This window comes from Methanosarcina hadiensis (genome assembly GCF_046529725.1).
Taxonomy (GTDB): Archaea; Halobacteriota; Methanosarcinia; order Methanosarcinales; family Methanosarcinaceae; genus Methanosarcina; species Methanosarcina hadiensis.
In genome coordinates, this window is record NZ_CP136241.1 from 300,547 (window position 1) to 318,635 (window position 18,089).

Genomic DNA, 18,089 nt, shown 5'->3' on the forward strand with positions numbered 1-18,089 from the left:
TGGCTGAAGATAACGCTTTTCCGGATATATTACCCACACTAATTATTTATACATCACTATATTTATACTATTTACATATCTATATTTATACTATTTACATATCTATATTTATACTATTTACATATCTATTTTTAACTACATTTTTATTTATTTCATAGATAGGACTTAAATTTTATAATAGTTCCCTGTAGTAATCTGGATTTAATATCAATGAAAAAAGCTGAGATATTTGTTAAAGCTCAGGATTAAGGAAAATAAACGCTGTTCAAAAGGAAGAAGGATTATAAAAAGAGTTAATGCCTGGGAACTAAAAGTATTTATTAATTTAAGTTGCTTTAAAACCTGAATTAGTGAAAACGGCAGAAAAAATTTAAAAATTGGAAAGAAGCCGGTTGAATAAAAAGTTTCTTAGAAAAAGTGTTTTTCAAAGAAGACAGGATTTTATCAGTCGTCCGGAATTTATTAGTCATCTGGAATTTATCAGTCGTCATCCATCCCTGAGTTTTCTCCTACTGAAAGCATGAGCTCTCCATAGAGCAGTTTCTCAAGAGTTTCGGCTACGTATTTTCTCTGCTGGTATCTCTGGATATCTTCATGCATCCTTATATCAGAATCCACCTGGACCCTGAGCAGGGCAAAATGAAAAGCTTTTTCATTCTTTATCTGCGCAGTATGGAAGGTTTCCAGCAGGTAAGGAAGTTTCCTGGGATCTTCGATGACTTCACTTAAAAGCAACATTTCTTCGGGAATATCCTTAACATGCGAACATATGTCCTTTTTCCCTGTAATTAGCTGCAGGTTTTTTTCCGAATACTTTTTCTCAAAAATTATTATTTCACCCAAAATTTAACCTCCATCCCTAGAAATCTTTGAGTTTTCCTTATATTTGTTACTATGAATGGAAACCCCCGTTTATCAAGGTGGCGGTTTGAAATAATAAAGGAATATGCGGCAGATTTAAGCCAGCATTCCCTTTACAATGATGTCTATCGCGTCGTCTTCTTCAAGCCCGCGGGCCATAAGAGTTTCTACTTCTTTTTTGTCCACGCAGCCTATAGCAGCTTCATGTGTAACTTTGGCAAGAGGGTTGTCCACCCTTACAATCGGCACGGCTTCTGCTTTTGCATTGCCCTGGATAACTTCCATGCAGTCAACATGTCCGCGGGCTCTCGGGGCATGCCCTTCGGTTATTCCCCTGAACATGGATTCAGCATTGTCAGTTATGGCAAGCCGGCTTTTAATTACACTGCGTGCATTTTCCCCATTAAGGGAAATCCTTTCAAGGATCTTTATTTTATCGTCGGCTTTTCCGTAGACCTTGGTAACCATCTCGCAGATCGAGTCTTTTTCGGCATCCACACTGTAATCGAATTCCAGATACCCGACTCTCCCGGAAATAAGGGAAAAATTCGTGTAGTAACTGCCTCCTTCTTCAATCTTTATGTGGGCTTTCGGGAGCACCTGAATTCCGCCGTACGGACCGTGGAAATGGGTTTCTGTGTATTTCAGGGCTGCATTCTTTCCGATAAGCATTTCGGCATCCATTTTGTGGATCACCTTTTCAGCATTAGGGAAGGTACAGTGGGCAATAAGTTCTACAGCGGAGTCTTCTTCAGCCACGAAATCCATTTTAATTTCCTGAAGTCCGTCTTTGGGGACAAGCCCGAAGCAGAGGTGAACAGGCAGGGGAATCTTATAACCTTTCTTAATGGTCAATTTAATGTCCACGCCGTGTTCGGTTTCTTTTTTCTCAAGCACTATGCCTTCTGTCCCGTTAGCACTGAGTACTTTATTTCCGCTTATTACAAGGCTTGCAAGATCGTGGTTATGCAGGACTGAAGCATCTCCTCCGGCTGCCGTGTAAGCTGCGGTTATATCTTCTGCTTCTCTGGAAAGTGTATTCAATGAGATCGGAGCCATTCTTCAGACCACCTTCGGGGGAGATACCCGGCTGTCACAGGGTATGCATCTGTTTTTAAAGAATTCACTTATTTCAACAGGGTCTCCGCTTCTGAGGATTGCCCCCTCGCACATCAGGGATGCCCTGTCCGAGGCGGCTGCAATCTCTTCCCTGTGCGTAATAACAAGTACTGATGAACCGTTTTCTTTGAGTGTCTGGATCAGGGAAACAATCTCCTTTAATGAGACCACATCAATTCCCGAGTCCGGCTCATCAAGGATTGCAAGTTTCGGCTTCATGGTAATGATAGAGGCAAGCTCAATACGCTTCCTTTCGCCCCCGCTTAATGCCTCGCCAACCTCCCTGTTAAGGTACTTTTCGGGTTTCAGGTCGACTTTTCTGAGGGCTTCTTTTATTTCTTCTTCCGTGATGCCGCCATTGCCTCTTGCCCCGATTGCAAGATAATCCCTGACTTTCAGCCCTTCGAAACGGGCAGGTTCCTGCCAGGCAAGGGTTATGCCTTTTCTTGCACGTTCGGTTATCGAAAATGCTGCAACATCTTCCCCGTTAAAAATAATGCTGCCCTCTTCATGTTCATAACCCTGGAGCCCCATCAGGGTGTAGGCAAGCGTACTTTTTCCTGCACCATTTGCGCCTATAATGCTGTGGATTTCACGGTCCCCTACCTCAAGGTTGACTCCACGCAGAATCTTTTTCCCATCACGGCTCAATATCAGGTTTTTTAAGGATAGAATCTATGACACCTCTAGCAAGTTTTAGTTTGAGCACTGCAACAAATCCTTACAGCGCTGCAGGTCTTTAACGGTATTTACGTTTATTGCTAGTCTGGGATTATCAAGTATGAGATTAAAGTCTTCCTGTTCGTTCCTGATTTGAGAACTGTCAAGGATGTTTACTCCAGCGGGCACGATAAGTTTTCCATCCTTATTGAATACAGTATCAGGCCTGGTCCCCGCTCCTTTGCAGACGTTGATAGGAACATATACGGAAAGTGCGGGCTTTCCTTCCTCCCTGTATTTCTCAATTACGGTATCAATAAGCTCAGGATTTATTAAAGGCAAATCTGACATGATAATCATTACCGGACCTGTAGTATTTGCGGTTTCAACTGCGTAAATCATGTCTCCCACATAGTTCCCGCCAAAAGTCCGGATTACCTGAACCTCACCTTTATAACGTTCCTGAATCATAATCTCGGTTTTCGGGGTAACAGGGGATACTGCTACGAAAACCCGGTCTATATTTTTTGAAGATCTGAGGTTATCTATTACATAGGTAATAAGTGGCTTTCCAAGGAGTTCGACACAGGGCTTTTCCCCCATTCCAAGCCTCTGCCCGAACCCGCCTGCCATTACAATAGCGTCCATTCTAAACCTCCAGAGTATCCATTTAATGAAAATTTGAGGGTAACTGCAATAACGATCAGGGCAATTATCCTTCCAATCTCGTTAGCTGTTCCGATTCCATCGCCGTTTAAGCCCCCAAAGTGGGCATAGCTCCTGTTAAGAAGTACAAGAGCTGAAATGCATGCTGCCATGTATGGAAGCAGCCCTACCAACCCAAAGGGCAGGAAGCATACAACTGCCCCGAAAATAAATCCTATAAGGAAATTTTTCCGGGTTGCTCCGTTTATTGTCATTTCCCCAAGGCCGGGATAAGCCTGTCCCTCAGGTCGTGGGAGCGGTTTTCCAAAAGCTGCAATTGTTAACATGGACTGTTTGGCGCTGACTTCAGCTATAAACATTGATGCAAACATTAGGAGTGGGAGATTGGAGCCAGAAGCGGTAATTCCTTCTCCCTGGACCGACCTTATAGAACCGTAAAAAGCAAGCAGTACGAGCATGCCGAAAGCAACTCCTCCTGTCCCGAGGGTTGTGTCTTTTAAGGCTTTGATCTTTTTCTCACGAGACCCGTGGGCCATAAAGCCGTCTCCCATGTCTGTAACCCCATCAAGGTGGTTAAAGCCTGTAAAGTAATATACGGTTCCCATGATAAGGGCTGCCAGTACCGGTCCCGGAAACACAAGCTGCCCTATATATGCAATTATCCCTATGATAAGCCCGAGTACGGCTCCCACGACAGGATAAAAGTATATCTTTTTCATGAGCTCATCGATCCCTTCCATGGTTATTCCCACCGGGATCGTGGTCAGGAAGCCAAAACCCGACTTAAATGCAAGTAAATATGAATTCATTATGTACCGCCTGTTTTTCAGTCTTTTCTTTCAAACTCTGCCATACCTCTTGAATACATATTGGAGGATACTCCTCCTATGAGGCCTCCTATAACATCGTCCATAAAAGGTCCCAGGCTTGCTAGAATCCCTGGTTTCTGCTTGTCAAACCTTACAAACTCGAATGCACCTTTGGAGCCGCTGACATAGGTTGCTATGCTTGTGCCGAGCACCTCATCCGCAATTATAAAACTCAGGTCTTTTTCGTAAGACTTTTTGCTGAGGTTCGGAAGGTTTCCGGCTCTGCCTTCTCTCTCCAGCAGGACCCCGGAGTAGATCAAAAGGCAGAGATTGGGGTCGGAAAGAGCGAATCCGAGTTCCCTTTTAAACAGGGCTTCGGCTTTTTCCCTTGTCTCAAGTCCTGGGTGAGGGACATACATTTCCAGAGCCGTATCAGCAAGGTCCTGGACGCTTATACCTTCTTCAGCCAGGACGTCAAGGATGTCAATGGTAGCTTTTTCCTCTATTTTTTCAGGCTGCCCTTCTTTCAGGTCCCTTTCCTCAATGTCTGATAATTTCATAATGATCACTCGGGGGTTGTCGAAACGGTTATTTCAGGACTTTTTAAATTCTTAAAACGGTCGATTCTGAAACAGCCAGGCCTAAAACAAAAAACTGGTCTTACGCCTGGTTTTAAGCTTTCATATCAGCAATATAATGGGTTATTGCTCCAGCATTACCTGCAAAGCATATTGATAATTCTCAAAGTCCCGGTTTTCATATAAAACTCCAAATTGCAAGCTTTACCGGGATTCAGGTTAACGAATTTAATTAAAGGGTTGAGTTTACGGGTTTTTATTGCAGGTTAATTAAGGGCTACTTTTACTTATCAGGGGTAAAAGTAAATTCCCATCATCCGGATTACTGCCACAAAAGCGACAAGTGAAAACCCTGAAGCAATTGCTATTAATTGGGATACCCGTTTTATATCTTTTATCTCTGTAGGGGGATATGAGGCTCCAAGGACATATGTGTCAGGTTTTTCGAGTTTGACTCCGAGAGCTCCGGCAGTAGCAGCCATCGGATAGCCTGAATTGGGGGAAGGAGTTTTCATCCCGTCTTCGAGTGCAGCCTTTACGCTGTCAAAGGGATTTATTTTTCTTCCCTTTTTAGGTAATAAAGATACGGTAAAAGCCGCAGCAAGAATAAAGATGACTGAAATCCTTGCAGGGACCCAGTTTAACACATCATCGGATTTTGCTGAGAAATATCCCAGTTCCCTGTAAGGTTCTGTTTTGTATCCTACCATTGAATCCAGAGTGCTTATGGCTTTAAACGCATATGCCGCTACAAGCCCGTATTCTCCAAAGACTGCATAGTAGAAAATCGGGCTTAATATGCCGTCCACGTAGTTTTCGGATACTGATTCCACAACTGCAGAAGACATCTGGGTTTTTGTAAGTTTGGAGGTGTTCCGGCTTACATAGATAGGGAGCAGCTCCCTTACTTTCTCCAGCTGGTTTTCTTCAAGGTGTTTGTAAATCTGCCTTGCAGGGTTCAGCAGGCAGTTGATTGCAAATGTGGCTTTCAGGAAATAAGCTTCTATAAGGAGAGCTAACACTCCCGGAATTCCGGGGAGGGCTGCAATATAGAGAACTGAATATCCAAGCAAAGATGCAAAAAGAACACAGCAAAGAGCCATCGCAGTGCCGTAGAGTTTCCTGTGGGTTTTCGGAGCTGCATTTTTTAAGAAGTTGATTAGTTTTCCTATCCAGACAACGGGGTGTACGACAGCAGGAGGTTCCCCGAAAACTATGTCTATGACCGCAGCTAACAGAAGTACCAGAGCAAGGTGCCCGCTGTCCGGAATAATCATAGGATAGGCTCCATCACTTCTTTCCAGGCTACTTTTACGAGTTCTTCAGTGTCCCCTTCGTGCATAAGGCAGTCAAGGATTTTCTGGGCGATTTCCTTTTTATGGACGAGATGACAGTCAACACAGCTCCAGACCCTGCCGCCTCTTGAGCTCTGGATCCATTTCCCACCGGTTTTCTCATTTTCGCAGGGGTAAAACGGACAGAAGCAGAAGGTACAGTTCTGGCCTTCGAAATGGCAGGGATAGTATTCACAGGTCTTCCTTCCTCCTATGCCCTCTTCGGTGGCTTTTTCTATTACGTGCTGCAGTTCGTTCTTTGCCTGTTCCCTGCCCCACTCGGTGATAACATCCCCGATTGCAGCAATGAGCCTGTTATTTTCTTTTTCGTTCCTGACTGCAACCCTTATGTAGTCTTTTTCCAGACCGTGGAAAGAAACACAGTCGCGGATCAGGACTCCCCGGGCTGCAAGGCGTGCAGTTAATTCACTTGAGTTAAGCATGAACTTGCTTATATCAACGAAAATAAAGTTAACATTCACTTCTCCGGCTTTAAAGCCCCTTATCCTGTCGAGTTTGGCTTTGAGCACCTCTCCTTCTTTCATGATCGTTTCCCTGGCTTTTTTCAGGTAAGAGCTGTCAATTCCGCCTTCGATATTGAGAAGTGCGATTCCTGTATTGTTTGCAATGGCTCCGAGGTTCCAGGAAAGCCTTGCTCTGTTCAGGATGTCAGCCACAAGCGGAGAAGCTATACCGAAGCCCATCCTGATTCCCGGAATTGCAAAGTCCTTTGTAAGGGAACGCATGACAAAAACATAATCGTTTTCTGCGGGAAGGTCTGCAACGCTCTGTGAAGGATCGGAAAGTTCTATAAAAGCCTCATCAATGTAGAGAAGGGTTTTATGTTCCCTGCAGCGTTCTGCAAGGGCTTTGAGCTCTTCCCTGCTGCGGAGTCTTCCTGTAGGGTTGTTCGGGTTGCAGATAAAAAGGATTTTTGCTTCTTCCAGCATTTTATCAGAGAGCGTATCTATCTCTTCCTGCGAAGGGTATACAGGTTCCGCTCCCATAATCCGGCACTGCATTTCGTATTCACCGAAGGTAGGCCAGGGTAAAAGTACTTTATCTCCTTTTTCTATCACGGATTCAACCACAAGCCGGACTATTTCCGTTGAGCCGTTTCCAGGAATAATGCTCTGGGGCGTTACTCCGAGCCCTACGAATTTTGCAGCAGCCTCCCTGAACTCTACATACCTGTTATCAGGGTATTCCAGGAGTTTCCCGTAACTCTTCTTAATAATATCTTCAAAGTTTAGCCCGCTTTCCGGATAATCAAAAGGACTTCCCAGTGGGTTAAAGTTTGCACTGAAGTCGAGAATTTCGTTTTCGGGGATCCCGTACGTCTCCGAAGTTTCCTGGATTAGCCCTCCATGTCTGCAGGGCTTCAGGGCCAGCAGATGCTCCCTTAAAGGTACACTTCTTTGGTCTGACACGTTGATCGCAAATATTTAGCGTGAATCCTGTATATTAAGTTGTTTATTATATTTGCCAGTACAAACTTCTCTTTATTTGCTTTATGGTTATTTGATTGCGAAAACTTTTGACTAAATAATCCATTCTACTTTATTTTACAAAATAATTATATTATTAAAGCCTTTTATCTCTTTCCGGACTGGATTTTCTTACCGTTCTCTTATTGTATATTTTCATTCCGTAAAACGTAAATAACGAAAAAGTAAAATAGCTTGCTTTTAACTACCATCCAGAAAGTTGAAGAGCAACAGAATAAACAGAGCGATAGAATAAATCCCGTAAAATTATAAAAACATAGATTTTTACAAAAATTTATATCCTGTTTGTTGAATGTATAGAGTTACTTATTCAAACAGGTAGCTATGTATTACACATTCTATCTTCAGCATAGTTTTTAAACTCGATATTTCTCAAATTCGATATACAGGTGCATTAAAAAATGACAGTCAACAGGCCAAGAGGGACCCGGGACTTTTTACCAGCAGATACTGCCCGGAGAAGGTACGTGGAAAGCGTTATGCGAAATGTTGTTCGCAACTGGGGATACAGTGAAATCATTACGCCCACGTTTGAACATCTGGACCTTTTTACCCTTAAGTCCGGAGAAGGCATTATAGGCGAACTTTATAACTTCACGGATAAAGGGGGCAGGGAAATGACCCTCAGGCCGGAACTTACAGCTCCTGTTATGCGGCTTTATGTAAACGAACTCCAGCCCTTCCCCAAACCTCTCAAACTATTCTACTTCGAAAACTGCTTCCGCTACGAACGCCCTCAGAAAGGCCGTTTCAGGGAATTCTGGCAGTTCGGGGTCGAACTTATAGGGAGTGGAAAGCCTGACTCTGATGCCGAGGTTATTGCACTTGCCAGTGCCCTTCTGAAAGCGGTGGGCATAAAGGGAGATATGAAGCTTGGAAACCTTGCAGTAATCCGCACGCTTTTAAAAGGGCTCGAACCCGAAATCGTGAGCAAGGTCATGCGGCTGGTGGACAAAAAAGAGTATGCAGGTCTTGAAGCCCTGCTTGATGAGATCGGAGTAGAAGAACAGTTGAAGTCCGACCTCTTCCGTCTGATACACCTGGAAGGCAGGTATATCCTCCCTGAAGTAAAAGAAATAGTTGGGAATATCCCTGAACTTGTAAGCTTTGAAAAGACACTCAAGCTTCTTGACGCATATGGTGTCAATTACTCTCTTGACTTCGGAATTGCCCGCGGGCTTGACTATTATACGGGCATGGTCTTTGAAGTCTATGCGGAAGGTCTTGGTGCCCAGAAGCAGGTCTGCGGAGGAGGCTCTTATCAGCTTATCCAGCTTTTCGGAGGCGGAGATGTGCCTTCAACAGGTTTTGGAATCGGGTTTGACAGGATAATGGAGATATGTCCTCTCGTGCCTCCTGCACAAAAAAGCCTTGTGATGGTCTCAAAGCCCGACACTCATATAGAGGCCGTAAAGATTGCAAATGAATTAAGAAAATACCTTCCAGTCCAGATAGATCTGATGGAGCGTAACTTCAAAGCCCAGCTTACCTATGCAAACACCATCAATGCCTCTTATGTGGTCATTGTCGGAGAAAAAGAGCTCGAGGCAGGAAAATTAACTTTCAGGGATATGGTTTCCGGAGAACAGGAATTGTTAACACTGGAAGAAGTTATAAGGAAGGTTACAGGGCAATAAATTGAGCATCTCTTCCTACTTTGCCTGTTTTCTTTCTCTTTTTTCATCCCCCTCTCTTATTTTTTATTCCCAGGACTTTTTTTGCCATACCGTTATTTTATGATTTTCCAGTTTCCAATATTATCTCCCTTCCAATATTATCACCCAAATTTCTATAAATCAAAAAAGCAAGCTATTTATAGCACAACTGTGTAAACTTTATTAGTTTTGTCTGAATTTTTCGAAATCTGGACTTCGGGGGGTATTCCATGACTGGGGAGGCGAAGATTTCAACCTGTCAGATTGAGACTGAGGAGTCTGCAGTATGCGGGCTGCCTTTCAGGCTTACGGTTACGGGGATTCTTTTTGCCATACTTGTGCTTATCTCTTCAGCCTCTATCTCCGGTTTTCTGGAAGGGGTAAAGGAGCGGGAAACTATGGATGAAGTTTCAAAAATAACAATTGCTGCAGAACAGCTTTCCATACGCGGAGAAGGCAGTGAACTTATCCTTGAAGTAAACGTACCTCAGAGGGCGTCTGTGGTCCTGGGGACTTTGCCAAGCCAGGAAAGTAAATGGCCCGAGGATGCGGATAATTACGGTATCACTGTTGAGGGGAAAACAAAATTTTACCCTGCAGTTGCTTTCTTTTCGAACCCTGAGTTTGTCGGGCCCGTATCTCTTGGTCCGGGAAAACACAGGCTGCTTCTCTCAACAAAGGTTGACCCGGAATCAGGAAGGCTTTTTGTTCTGGTCTCCGAAACCGGAGATGATTGAGAATATGAGGTTGGGGAAGGCCTGCAAGATAAAAAAACTTTCAGCGGAAGAGTCTGCATGGGCAGACTTCTTGATATCGAAAGCTTCACTGGTTCTTTCCAGTGTGGTCCTTTTTGCAGCCCTTTTTCAAATGGCTGCCGGTCTTAAAGATCTTGAAGCGCAGGAAGAACTCGATTTCCTTGCCAGAGATTTCAAAGCCGCGGTGGATGAAGTCGGAGCAGGGAATTTCCCTGAGGATACTGAGGAAATATCTTACCGCTTTGATGAAAATGAAGTCTTTCTCGCCTCTCCTTTCAGGGAGAATATGGAGGTTCACGTTTCAGGAGAATATGTCCATTTGAAGGCTGAATCAGGCGGAGAAAATTTCAGTGCTGCAAGGCCCTTTACCTTCAGGGTGCTGCCTTTTAACGAATCGGAACTCAGAGGGAAATTGTATAAAAGATTCGGAAAAGATGGCAGTAAGAAGGCCCCTGTTTCAGCTGATTTTAAGGAAATTATTGAATTTCTCAAGGTATCAGGAGCCGAAGAGGCTCTTTTAAGAGCAGATGAAGACATTTCAATAAAAAAAGAGTTTGTCTATATAAGGGGAAGTGAGGGGGTTTCTGCTTTTGACTATGTCCTCGTTTATCAATAACTTGCTGGCATATGTGAGAAATATTGTAAAAAAGCCTGAATCTTCTATTCTGAGGGATGAAAAAGGGGTTCTTGAACCGCATTCCGATCTAATAGCCACTGCTCTTGCTGTTATAGGTTTTGTGGTTCTTGCAGCACTCCTATCAAGGGCATACATGGGATATGAAGACCGGTCCTTTGCCCTTGAGAATTATGAAAGTGCTTCCCTTCTTGCAGGAACCGTGGCAGAAGCACCTGTCCTGAAAGCTGAAAATCCGGGATCGATTTCTGCTTCAGCGCTTGACAGGCTTTCAGCTATCCAGGGGTCTGATAAAAGAAAGGAATTTTTTGCATCATTCTCAGGAAATTATCCTTTTCTGGTAGAGGTTAGAACAGAGGATGGGAGGTGGCAGTGGCTCATAGAGCCTCAACTTGTCGAATCCGGTTACCTTACAGGAAAACAGGGGAAAGTTGCAGCTTCAGTGCCGGTTGTGATCGAATTAAGCTCTGCAGAAACGGTTCCTGGGACTCTCACTGTAGTACTTTATGAAACTCCATGGACATGATGGGGAACAGCTGAGATTTCGCTGAATAAGAAACAACGATTTTGACGGAAAATCTGATTCAAAAAAGAAACAGGCGAATAAATAGGTGAATAAGTGAAACGAGTAAAAGCGTCGAAATCTTTTAAGGATTCTGGGGAATTGCAGAAAATGAATAGTGCAAATGTAAAGATCGAGGCCGTAAGAGAATCTTCAGGTTACTCCACAGTTTTCGACGCCCTCTTTTTGCTTGTGTTAATTTCACTTTCCGGCGTCATCCTTATGCCTTCTCTGCAGGCTGAAGGACAGTATGCTGCAGCCGGATATATGGCTTCTTCAGAGCTGGATATCTATCTGCTTGAATCTCTTCTTTCCTGCAAGCTCGAAGATTTTGAATATGAAATCTCACCTCTTTCGGTAGTTAATGTTCCAGTTCCTGAGAACTCGGTAGTAGAAAACCCTGTTCACACACTTTTCGGTAAGGAACAGAAGCACAGGACTTTTGCTGACCTGACGGCAGAATACCTGGCTATTTCTCTAAGGCTGCAAGAAGATGGACATTCCATATCCCTTAACCCACTCTCTAAAGACTATTCGGAGCAGGCTTCCGAAACCATAGCTGTTTATCTGGACAGAAAGGCTGCAGGAAGATTTTCATACAGGTATGAAGCTTACTGGTATCCTCTAGAAGCTTTTCCCATGGGAAGTGAACTGATAATAGGAGAAGAACCACCTGCCGATGCTATCAGGCAGAGTACAAAACTTTCCATGCCTCTTTATGCAGGTACGCCTTCCAGAGATCCCATTCTTGCCTGCGTAAATGATTCTTTGCTCGAGGCTTCACTTAACGCTTCTGACGAAGTGGCTTCAACGGTTCTTTCTCGTGCTTTTAATGCTTCTCTTGATGCTGCAGCGCTTGAAGGAGCAGAAACTGCAGTTGAACTGCTTTTCCCTTCGGATTATTCAGGGTCGGTTTTCGGAGAGGAAGGAGACGAATCTTTTGAGACCCTGCTTTATGGCGTCCCTGAAAACCCGGGTGAAAAAAATTCCTCCTCAACGGAAGATGAATTTAATTCCTATCTCCTGGAGCTGTTTGAAGCAGGGTTTGCACTCAATTCCGGAAATCCTTCTGAAAATTTGTCTACTACAGAATTTTCTCAACTTCAATCTCAGCTGGTAGATCATATCAGGGTAGAGATTCGGGCAGAACTGGACGCTGAATTTTCGGATGAAATCAACAAAACTGTTTATGCCATAGTTGGGGCTGAAGATCTCTCTGAGGCGCAGGCCTTAAGAGACTCTCAGATAGAGGCAATTTACAGGCAGATTAATCCGGGCGGGGCACGAATAGTACTTTATCTCTGGAGACCTTTTTAATACTCTCAGGTGCCGAATCTTACACAAAGTATATATCTTATGGCGAGATCTCTAGTCATGTTTTTACCGAAAAACTCAAGCTTTTACAGGAATTCCTGAAAAGCCACGCAGCAGTTTGCTGTGGCGGATTATAGTCTCCCGATCGATGTGTTGGTCCGTTATAGTCGGTAAAGATATAACTTCAGCCCGAAGAATTTTCTTCAGGGCATCGATCAATTGATATCAGGAGAAATATTATGGCAAAAATGCATACCAAAAGAAAAGGCAAATCATCTTCCACAAGGCCTAACAGAACCGAGCCGCCTGAGTGGTGCAAGATTGGGGCAGACGAAGTAACCACAATTACACTCGACCTCTGGAAACAGGGTGTCTCCACATCCGAAATCGGAATGGTCTTAAGAGACCGCTATGGAGTCCCCGATGCGAAGCTCGTTACAGGCAAAAAGGTCACAACTATTCTCAAGGAAAACAATGTTGCTCCTAACATCCCTGAGGATCTTACCAACCTCATTGTGAAGGCCCTGGGACTGAGGAAACACCTTGCTGCAAACAAGAAAGATATTCACAACAAGCGCGCCCTCAACCTGACCGAATCCAAAATCAGAAGGCTTGTTAAGTACTACAAGCAGGAAAAGGTACTTCCGAGGGATTGGTTCTACAAGCCTGAGACCGCAGAAATGATGATTACCAGGTAATCCTGAAAATTCGATTCAGGAACTTTAAATTTAAGGATTGAGTTTGCCTCAAAGGCAAACCTCCTTAGACTCTTTTTAAGGATTAATCTTATGTGTCTTTTTATTGAGCTGTTTTTTATTGAACCCTTAAAAGTTCATGCGGAACTTCTATTTTAACTCTCTTTCCAAAAGATATGCTGTTTTCGTTATTATTGCAGTTTTTTCAATTCAGCATTACAACTTACCTGCAACATTATAACTTACCTGCAACACATCCTGTATTACAGTCCCATGCAGGGCTTCCAGGAACTACGCATCTCATACCTGAAATCTCTCCTATTACTACTGGCAGGCCGTATACCTCTTCGATAACTTGAGGAGTAATTACCTCCACACCTCCATGGACGTGGACCTTCCCGTCTTTAAGAAGGATAAACCTGTCTGCATACCTGAGAGCCTGGTTGAGGTCATGCATGGTCATTACAGCAGCAATATTATGGTCGAGAACTATCTGCCTTATGGTAGCAAGAATCTCCACCTGGTTTTTCAGGTCAAGACTGCTTGTCGGTTCATCAAGAAGTAGGACTTTCGGTTCCTGAACAAGGGAACGAGCTATTGCCACTTTCTGCAATTCTCCTCCGCTCATCTCATCTATGTAAGAAAGACGCAGTTTTTCCATTGATAGCAGCCTGAAGACCGAATCGACAATCCTGAGATCTTTTTCCGTTACGTCCCATTTAATATGGGGCCGCCGCCCCAGAAGGACTGCATCAAAAGCTGTCAGCCTCCCTGTTTCCACACGCTGAGGGACATATCCTATCAGGCGCGCAATCTCCATAGTCCCAAGATCAAAGAGGTTTTCTCCATCGATATGGACCGCTCCTCCTTTTGGATGAAGGATCCTGTTAAGGCATTTCAACAGGGTAGTCTTGCCAACCCCGTTGGGGCCAAGGATTGCGACAACTTCTCCTTCATCGATTGAGAAAGCAATCTTATGCAGAATCTTACGGTTACGATACAAAAACTGGAGCTCTTCTACAGATAGAATCATCGTTTATACCCCCTTAGAAGTAAGTAAATGAAAGTCGGTGCCCCCATGAAAGCCGTAAGAACGGAAACCGGAAGCACATATGGTGCTACTATAAGCCTGGCTGCGGTATCTGATGCAAGAAGGAGAATTCCTCCAAGCAGGGTTGAGCCTGGTATCAGGTATCTCTGGTCGTCTCCTATGATTCTCCTTACCATGTGCGGGCAGATCAGCCCTACGAATCCGATTACTCCAAGAAAAGAAACAATAACTGCGGAGACAAGAGCAGCGATAATCATGCCGACTGTCCTTACCCTTTCAACATTGACGCCAAGCCCTTTTGCTGTTTCATCTCCTGCGTCTATGGCATTGTAGTCCCAGCGGTTAATCATGAAAAACAGAGTAGCAAGCAGCACAACACCTGTCATGATCTTAAGTTCCAGCCAGTTTGCTCTTCCTACATCGCCAAAAGTCCAGAAAACAACTGCTGCAAGCTGGGTATCATCAGCAAAGTACTGAAGGAACATTGTCCCTGCGGTAAAAAGTGAAGAAAGGGCAACTCCTGCAAGTACCATCACTTCGGGTGAAGATGCCCTGATTCGGGAGATGAGCAAAATTATCCCGGTAGCAAGGAGACAGAAAATAAAAGCTACCGTTGTTGTCAGATATGGGTTGTTAATTATGACGGCATCTGCAACGGTTGACTGCATTTTTCCCGTACCCAGAATGATTACGGAAACTGCAGCTCCGAATGCCCCTGCGTTAGAGATGCCCAGGGTAAAAGGGGATCCGAGAGGGTTTCGCAGGATAGACTGCATTACCACTCCTGCAGCTGAAAGCCCGGCTCCTGCTACTATTGCAGCAAGTGCCTGAGGGAGGCGGATATTCCAGATTATTGAGTCCCACTTGGCAGAGACGCTCTGTCCCATCAGGGTTTGCAACACCTCATAAGGAGGTATTGTTACTGCTCCTACGGAGATTGAATATATGAGCATAATAAATAGGAGCAGGAGCCCCCCCAGAATCCAGAAGCACTTTCTTCGTACATATACGAGATAATCTTCAGGAACTGCTCCGTCGGCAAAATGCACTTGTTTTTACCCTCCGTGTTACAATGGAATCTGTTTGAAGCCGGTATCATTATACTGCCCGTTCAGGTCGGAAAAGACGGGCTTGCCGAGGAAGAAAGTATATATCTCGTCGGCTTTGGCTTCAGGGTCAATATCCTCAAAACGGTCAGGGTAGAGAACCTTTCCTGCATAATAAGCGTTTGCGAGTACTGATTCATAGTTGGTGCTGTAGAAATTGTAGGGAATTACTCCGTAAACGTTGCCGTTTTTAACAGCTGAAAGTCCGGTAAGAGATGAGTCCGTCTTGAGTTCTCCGATGGCTCCTTCGTTCCCGAGCTGGAGAGTGCCTATGTCGATAAAGATGTATTCGGGGTCCCAGTCAACAAGAGCTTCTTTGGCAATGTCGGCATGGTCTGCACCCATTCCGGCTGCAACGTTATTTGCATTCACCCAGAGAAATGGCGCATAGGCTGGTTCTGTAGAGATTATCCCGTGGGCACCTGCACTGCTGACTCCTCCTACGTAAACAGTTTTTCTTTCGGATTCAGGAATATCTGCAGTCCTCTTTTCCAGATCCTCCATAGTAGCTTCGATATAGGCAATTACCTCTTCTGCCCTTTCCTCTTTGCCCACTGCCTCACCCATTACCCGGAGCGAGCTGTACATCTCGGCTTTCTTCTCCTCGTTGTTCAAAGACCCATAAGGGAATGAGATAACCGGGACGCCAGTTTTTTCCTGGAGACTGTCAGCTTCAGCGGCATTTGCTGCCGGCGCCTGGCCAGTTGCCCCGGCTTTCAGGACAACCTGAGGGCCGATGTCAATAATTTTCTCAGGGTCGTCTTTACCTCTGGCTTCTCCGATCAAAGGATAATCTTTAAGCTGTGGGTTTGCAAGGACATAGGGACGTCCTTCAATCTCAGCTTCCTGTTTTTCAAGGCTATCTACTCCGACCACAAGGTCCTGAGCCTGAAGATATACAAGATAACGCAGAGACCCTGCTCCTGAGCAGACAACACTTTCGACATTCTCAGGTATCGAGACAGTTCTGCCGAATCCATCAGTAACTGTAATGTCGCCAGATTCTGTTAATTCGTCAGTGCCTGTGCTGGTTCCGGCAACTTCTGCCTGTGCTTCACCTTTCACGTTTTCTTCAGGGCCGGATTCCCCAGTACACCCTGAGCTTGTGATCAGGGCAAGAATAAGCATTCCTATAAAAATAATTTTTTTAAATTTATTACTGGAATTTGTTTTCATGTTACTATCCTCTAATTTACTAGAGAAACAGTATTACATAAAGTTAACTAAATTTTTCTGTTAATTATTATAGATCATTAATTTTCTATTAATTGGTATAACTTATTAGTATTCCTCTTTTAACTGGTACTAATTAATAGGATAATCGTGAGCATATTGGAAACCTATTATTGCTTCTTAATGAAAATACGAGCCTATAAATTAGAAATTTTTAAGTTAGAGTATGTAAGAGCCTGGTTAAAGGGGCTGAATTCAGGGTAAGATAAATTCAATAATTGAATCTCATAAAGAAGAAAAATATCAACCGGAGAAGCTAAACCAGAAAAACTCTGAATCAGAAAAACTCTGAATCAGAAAAACTCAGAATCAGAAAAACTCAGAATCAGAAAAAGAATCGGAAAAAGAATCGGAAAAAACTCAGAGTCAGAAAACATACCCGGGAAAAGCCAGAAAGAAGAAAACCTGAATTTTAGTATTCAGGTTCCATCCCTTCAATTTGAGCGAAAGTTTTTTTCATTTCGGCTCCTTCTTCTACGCGTTGCTTTTTCGCTTTTTCATAATGAATAGCCTGGACTGCTACATTATAAAGTTTCTCCAGTTCATGAGCTGACTCCAGGGTGAGGAGTGAGAGAACCTGCGGATACTCTCCTTCGCGTACAACTATTCCTTTGAAAACATGTCCTACGGCTCCTGAAAGTTTTTCAACTTCTGCCGAGATCTCGTCTATACTCAGGTACTTGCGGTCCCCTTTAATTACTACCATTGCCCTGCTTGCTTCATCATAAACATTGGTCGAGAACAGGAGCCCTGAAGGAGAAAGAGAATTCTGGATTGTCGTTTTTACAGGCATATCTTTATCAGCCCTGAAAAAGCCGATAGTTGCAAGCCCTGCCCCTCCGCTCATTACTGTTTTAAAGTCGCCCAGGTCTGTTACCATCATCATCTCGCTATCAAGGGCATCGAGAAGGAAAAGAAGACGCTCTGCAACCATATCGTTTATGCCGTTGTAGGCTTCCTCAATATTTCCTCCGATATTTTTCAGGTACTGGTTATCAGCAAGTATAATTCCGTCTACCCCGCTCTGACGAATATCTCTTATTGAAAAAGCTGTGTTTTGAAGGTAGAGCGTTCCTTCTTCCCTGAAAGGGAGGACAACTACGCAATATACCGGATAATCATAGCGGTTCTTCATTTCCCTCACAAGAAGGGGAGTAAAAGAAGAACCTGTACCGCCTGAGGCCGAGGTCAGTACAAAAACAACATCAAAGTTTCCTCTTTCCTCAATTTGCCTCATAATCATCTCTTTATTTTCTTCAAATACCTGTTTCCCAACGTTCCTGTTTGCACCGACTCCATGCAAATGCGGGATGTGAATTCTATCCTTTGCTTTTGTAAACCTCATCTCCTTTAAGTCGTTGACTGCTGTGTTAAAGGCAAGGGTTTCAACATGGCTTTTAAATTTTTGTTTGGAATAGAATTTAGCAAATTTATTGCAGTTTTTTCCCCCACCCATTGCATGACGGTTAATGGAATCCAGAATTCTGTTTCCACACTGCCCGTTCCCAATTACCAGTATATTGAGCAAAAAACTCCTCCATTTAAATGT

18 protein-coding genes are annotated in these 18,089 nt (G+C 43.9%); 6 read left to right on the forward strand and 12 right to left on the reverse strand.

Features of this window, described 5'->3' with window-relative positions; genetic code table 11:
* Positions 1–480: 480 nt before the first annotated feature.
* The 8 genes from RSJ42_RS01350 to cobD form a co-directional block, all read right to left on the reverse strand.
* On the reverse strand, positions 481–843 hold the full coding sequence (locus RSJ42_RS01350; protein ID WP_410508949.1) for a hypothetical protein: 363 nt from the start codon (positions 841–843) through the stop codon (positions 481–483).
* Between the two features lie 114 nt (positions 844–957).
* Entirely contained in the window at positions 958–1,920 is a 963-nt protein-coding gene (locus RSJ42_RS01355) for a SufB/SufD family protein (RefSeq protein WP_410508950.1), read from the reverse strand.
* Between the two features lie 3 nt (positions 1,921–1,923).
* The gene (locus tag RSJ42_RS01360) at positions 1,924–2,631 is read right to left on the reverse strand and encodes an ABC transporter ATP-binding protein (protein WP_410508951.1); all 708 of its coding nucleotides are present in this window, start codon (positions 2,629–2,631) and stop codon (positions 1,924–1,926) included.
* A 45-nt stretch (positions 2,632–2,676) separates the two neighbouring features.
* Positions 2,677–3,288 (reverse strand): NTP transferase domain-containing protein, encoded by a 612-nt coding sequence (locus tag RSJ42_RS01365; RefSeq protein WP_410508952.1) that lies wholly within the window; start codon positions 3,286–3,288, stop codon positions 2,677–2,679.
* Positions 3,273–4,115 carry an adenosylcobinamide-GDP ribazoletransferase gene (gene cobS / locus RSJ42_RS01370; RefSeq protein ID WP_410508953.1) on the reverse strand — a complete coding sequence of 281 codons (843 nt, stop codon included), beginning with the start codon at positions 4,113–4,115 and terminating at the stop codon, positions 3,273–3,275. Before cobS ends, RSJ42_RS01365 begins: the two co-directional genes overlap by 16 nt.
* 17 nt (positions 4,116–4,132) lie before the next feature.
* The gene (cobZ, locus tag RSJ42_RS01375; protein ID WP_410508954.1) at positions 4,133–4,675 is read right to left on the reverse strand and encodes an alpha-ribazole phosphatase CobZ; all 543 of its coding nucleotides are present in this window, start codon (positions 4,673–4,675) and stop codon (positions 4,133–4,135) included.
* A gap of 308 nt (positions 4,676–4,983) precedes the next feature.
* On the reverse strand, positions 4,984–5,970 hold the full coding sequence (locus RSJ42_RS01380; protein WP_410508955.1) for a cobalamin biosynthesis protein: 987 nt from the start codon (positions 5,968–5,970) through the stop codon (positions 4,984–4,986).
* On the reverse strand, positions 5,967–7,457 hold the full coding sequence (cobD, locus tag RSJ42_RS01385; RefSeq protein ID WP_410508956.1) for a threonine-phosphate decarboxylase CobD: 1,491 nt from the start codon (positions 7,455–7,457) through the stop codon (positions 5,967–5,969). Before cobD ends, RSJ42_RS01380 begins: the two co-directional genes overlap by 4 nt.
* 479 nt (positions 7,458–7,936) lie before the next feature.
* Between cobD and hisS the strand changes: the two genes are divergently transcribed.
* The 6 genes from hisS to RSJ42_RS01415 all read left to right on the forward strand — a co-directional run bounded on the left by hisS (position 7,937) and on the right by RSJ42_RS01415 (position 13,153).
* On the forward strand, positions 7,937–9,172 hold the full coding sequence (gene hisS, locus RSJ42_RS01390; RefSeq protein ID WP_410508957.1) for a histidine--tRNA ligase: 1,236 nt from the start codon (positions 7,937–7,939) through the stop codon (positions 9,170–9,172).
* A gap of 248 nt (positions 9,173–9,420) precedes the next feature.
* On the forward strand, positions 9,421–9,927 hold the full coding sequence (locus RSJ42_RS01395; protein WP_410508958.1) for a hypothetical protein: 507 nt from the start codon (positions 9,421–9,423) through the stop codon (positions 9,925–9,927).
* Complete coding sequence (locus RSJ42_RS01400; protein WP_410508959.1) at positions 9,920–10,561, forward strand: hypothetical protein; 642 nt, start codon at positions 9,920–9,922, stop codon at positions 10,559–10,561. The genes RSJ42_RS01395 and RSJ42_RS01400 overlap by 8 nt, the downstream gene beginning before the upstream one ends.
* Positions 10,542–11,105: a hypothetical protein gene (locus RSJ42_RS01405; protein ID WP_410508960.1), complete on the forward strand. Its 564-nt coding sequence runs from the start codon at positions 10,542–10,544 to the stop codon at positions 11,103–11,105. The genes RSJ42_RS01400 and RSJ42_RS01405 overlap by 20 nt, the downstream gene beginning before the upstream one ends.
* A 147-nt stretch (positions 11,106–11,252) precedes the next feature.
* Positions 11,253–12,458 (forward strand): hypothetical protein, encoded by a 1,206-nt coding sequence (locus RSJ42_RS01410; protein ID WP_410508961.1) that lies wholly within the window; start codon positions 11,253–11,255, stop codon positions 12,456–12,458.
* A gap of 236 nt (positions 12,459–12,694) precedes the next feature.
* A complete protein-coding gene (locus tag RSJ42_RS01415; protein ID WP_410508962.1) occupies positions 12,695–13,153 on the forward strand; it encodes a 30S ribosomal protein S15 in 459 nt (152 codons plus the stop codon).
* Positions 13,154–13,385: 232 nt separating this feature from the next.
* Here RSJ42_RS01415 and RSJ42_RS01420 read toward each other — a convergent pair whose 3' ends face one another.
* From RSJ42_RS01420 to RSJ42_RS01435, 4 genes are all read right to left on the reverse strand, one after another.
* Positions 13,386–14,183, reverse strand: coding sequence for an ABC transporter ATP-binding protein (locus tag RSJ42_RS01420; protein WP_410508963.1), 798 nt, complete (start codon positions 14,181–14,183; stop codon positions 13,386–13,388).
* Positions 14,180–15,250, reverse strand: a complete 1,071-nt coding sequence (locus RSJ42_RS01425; protein WP_410508964.1) for a FecCD family ABC transporter permease — start codon at positions 15,248–15,250, stop codon at positions 14,180–14,182. Before RSJ42_RS01425 ends, RSJ42_RS01420 begins: the two co-directional genes overlap by 4 nt.
* Before the next feature lie 18 nt (positions 15,251–15,268).
* The gene (locus RSJ42_RS01430) at positions 15,269–16,483 is read right to left on the reverse strand and encodes an iron ABC transporter substrate-binding protein (protein ID WP_410508965.1); all 1,215 of its coding nucleotides are present in this window, start codon (positions 16,481–16,483) and stop codon (positions 15,269–15,271) included.
* A 469-nt stretch (positions 16,484–16,952) separates the two neighbouring features.
* Entirely contained in the window at positions 16,953–18,068 is a 1,116-nt protein-coding gene (locus RSJ42_RS01435) for a cell division protein FtsZ (RefSeq protein ID WP_410508966.1), read from the reverse strand.
* Positions 18,069–18,089 lie beyond the last annotated feature (21 nt).

What these genes read in the sequence shown, in the direction of transcription:
- cobS (WP_410508953.1), bottom strand. Translation starts at nt 4,115, where the DNA reads ATGAATTCATATTTACTTGCATTTAAGTCGGGTTTTGGCTTCCTGACC.
- hisS (WP_410508957.1), top strand. Translation starts at nt 7,937, where the DNA reads ATGACAGTCAACAGGCCAAGAGGGACCCGGGACTTTTTACCAGCAGAT.
- RSJ42_RS01395 (WP_410508958.1), top strand. Translation starts at nt 9,421, where the DNA reads ATGACTGGGGAGGCGAAGATTTCAACCTGTCAGATTGAGACTGAGGAG.
- RSJ42_RS01355 (WP_410508950.1), bottom strand. Translation starts at nt 1,920, where the DNA reads ATGGCTCCGATCTCATTGAATACACTTTCCAGAGAAGCAGAAGATATA.
- RSJ42_RS01400 (WP_410508959.1), top strand. Translation starts at nt 9,920, where the DNA reads ATGATTGAGAATATGAGGTTGGGGAAGGCCTGCAAGATAAAAAAACTT.
- RSJ42_RS01380 (WP_410508955.1), bottom strand. Translation starts at nt 5,970, where the DNA reads ATGATTATTCCGGACAGCGGGCACCTTGCTCTGGTACTTCTGTTAGCT.
- RSJ42_RS01405 (WP_410508960.1), top strand. Translation starts at nt 10,542, where the DNA reads ATGTCCTCGTTTATCAATAACTTGCTGGCATATGTGAGAAATATTGTA.
- RSJ42_RS01365 (WP_410508952.1), bottom strand. Translation starts at nt 3,288, where the DNA reads ATGGACGCTATTGTAATGGCAGGCGGGTTCGGGCAGAGGCTTGGAATG.
- RSJ42_RS01420 (WP_410508963.1), bottom strand. Translation starts at nt 14,183, where the DNA reads ATGATTCTATCTGTAGAAGAGCTCCAGTTTTTGTATCGTAACCGTAAG.
- RSJ42_RS01415 (WP_410508962.1), top strand. Translation starts at nt 12,695, where the DNA reads ATGGCAAAAATGCATACCAAAAGAAAAGGCAAATCATCTTCCACAAGG.
- RSJ42_RS01430 (WP_410508965.1), bottom strand. Translation starts at nt 16,483, where the DNA reads ATGAAAACAAATTCCAGTAATAAATTTAAAAAAATTATTTTTATAGGA.
- cobZ (WP_410508954.1), bottom strand. Translation starts at nt 4,675, where the DNA reads ATGAAATTATCAGACATTGAGGAAAGGGACCTGAAAGAAGGGCAGCCT.
- RSJ42_RS01410 (WP_410508961.1), top strand. Translation starts at nt 11,253, where the DNA reads ATGAATAGTGCAAATGTAAAGATCGAGGCCGTAAGAGAATCTTCAGGT.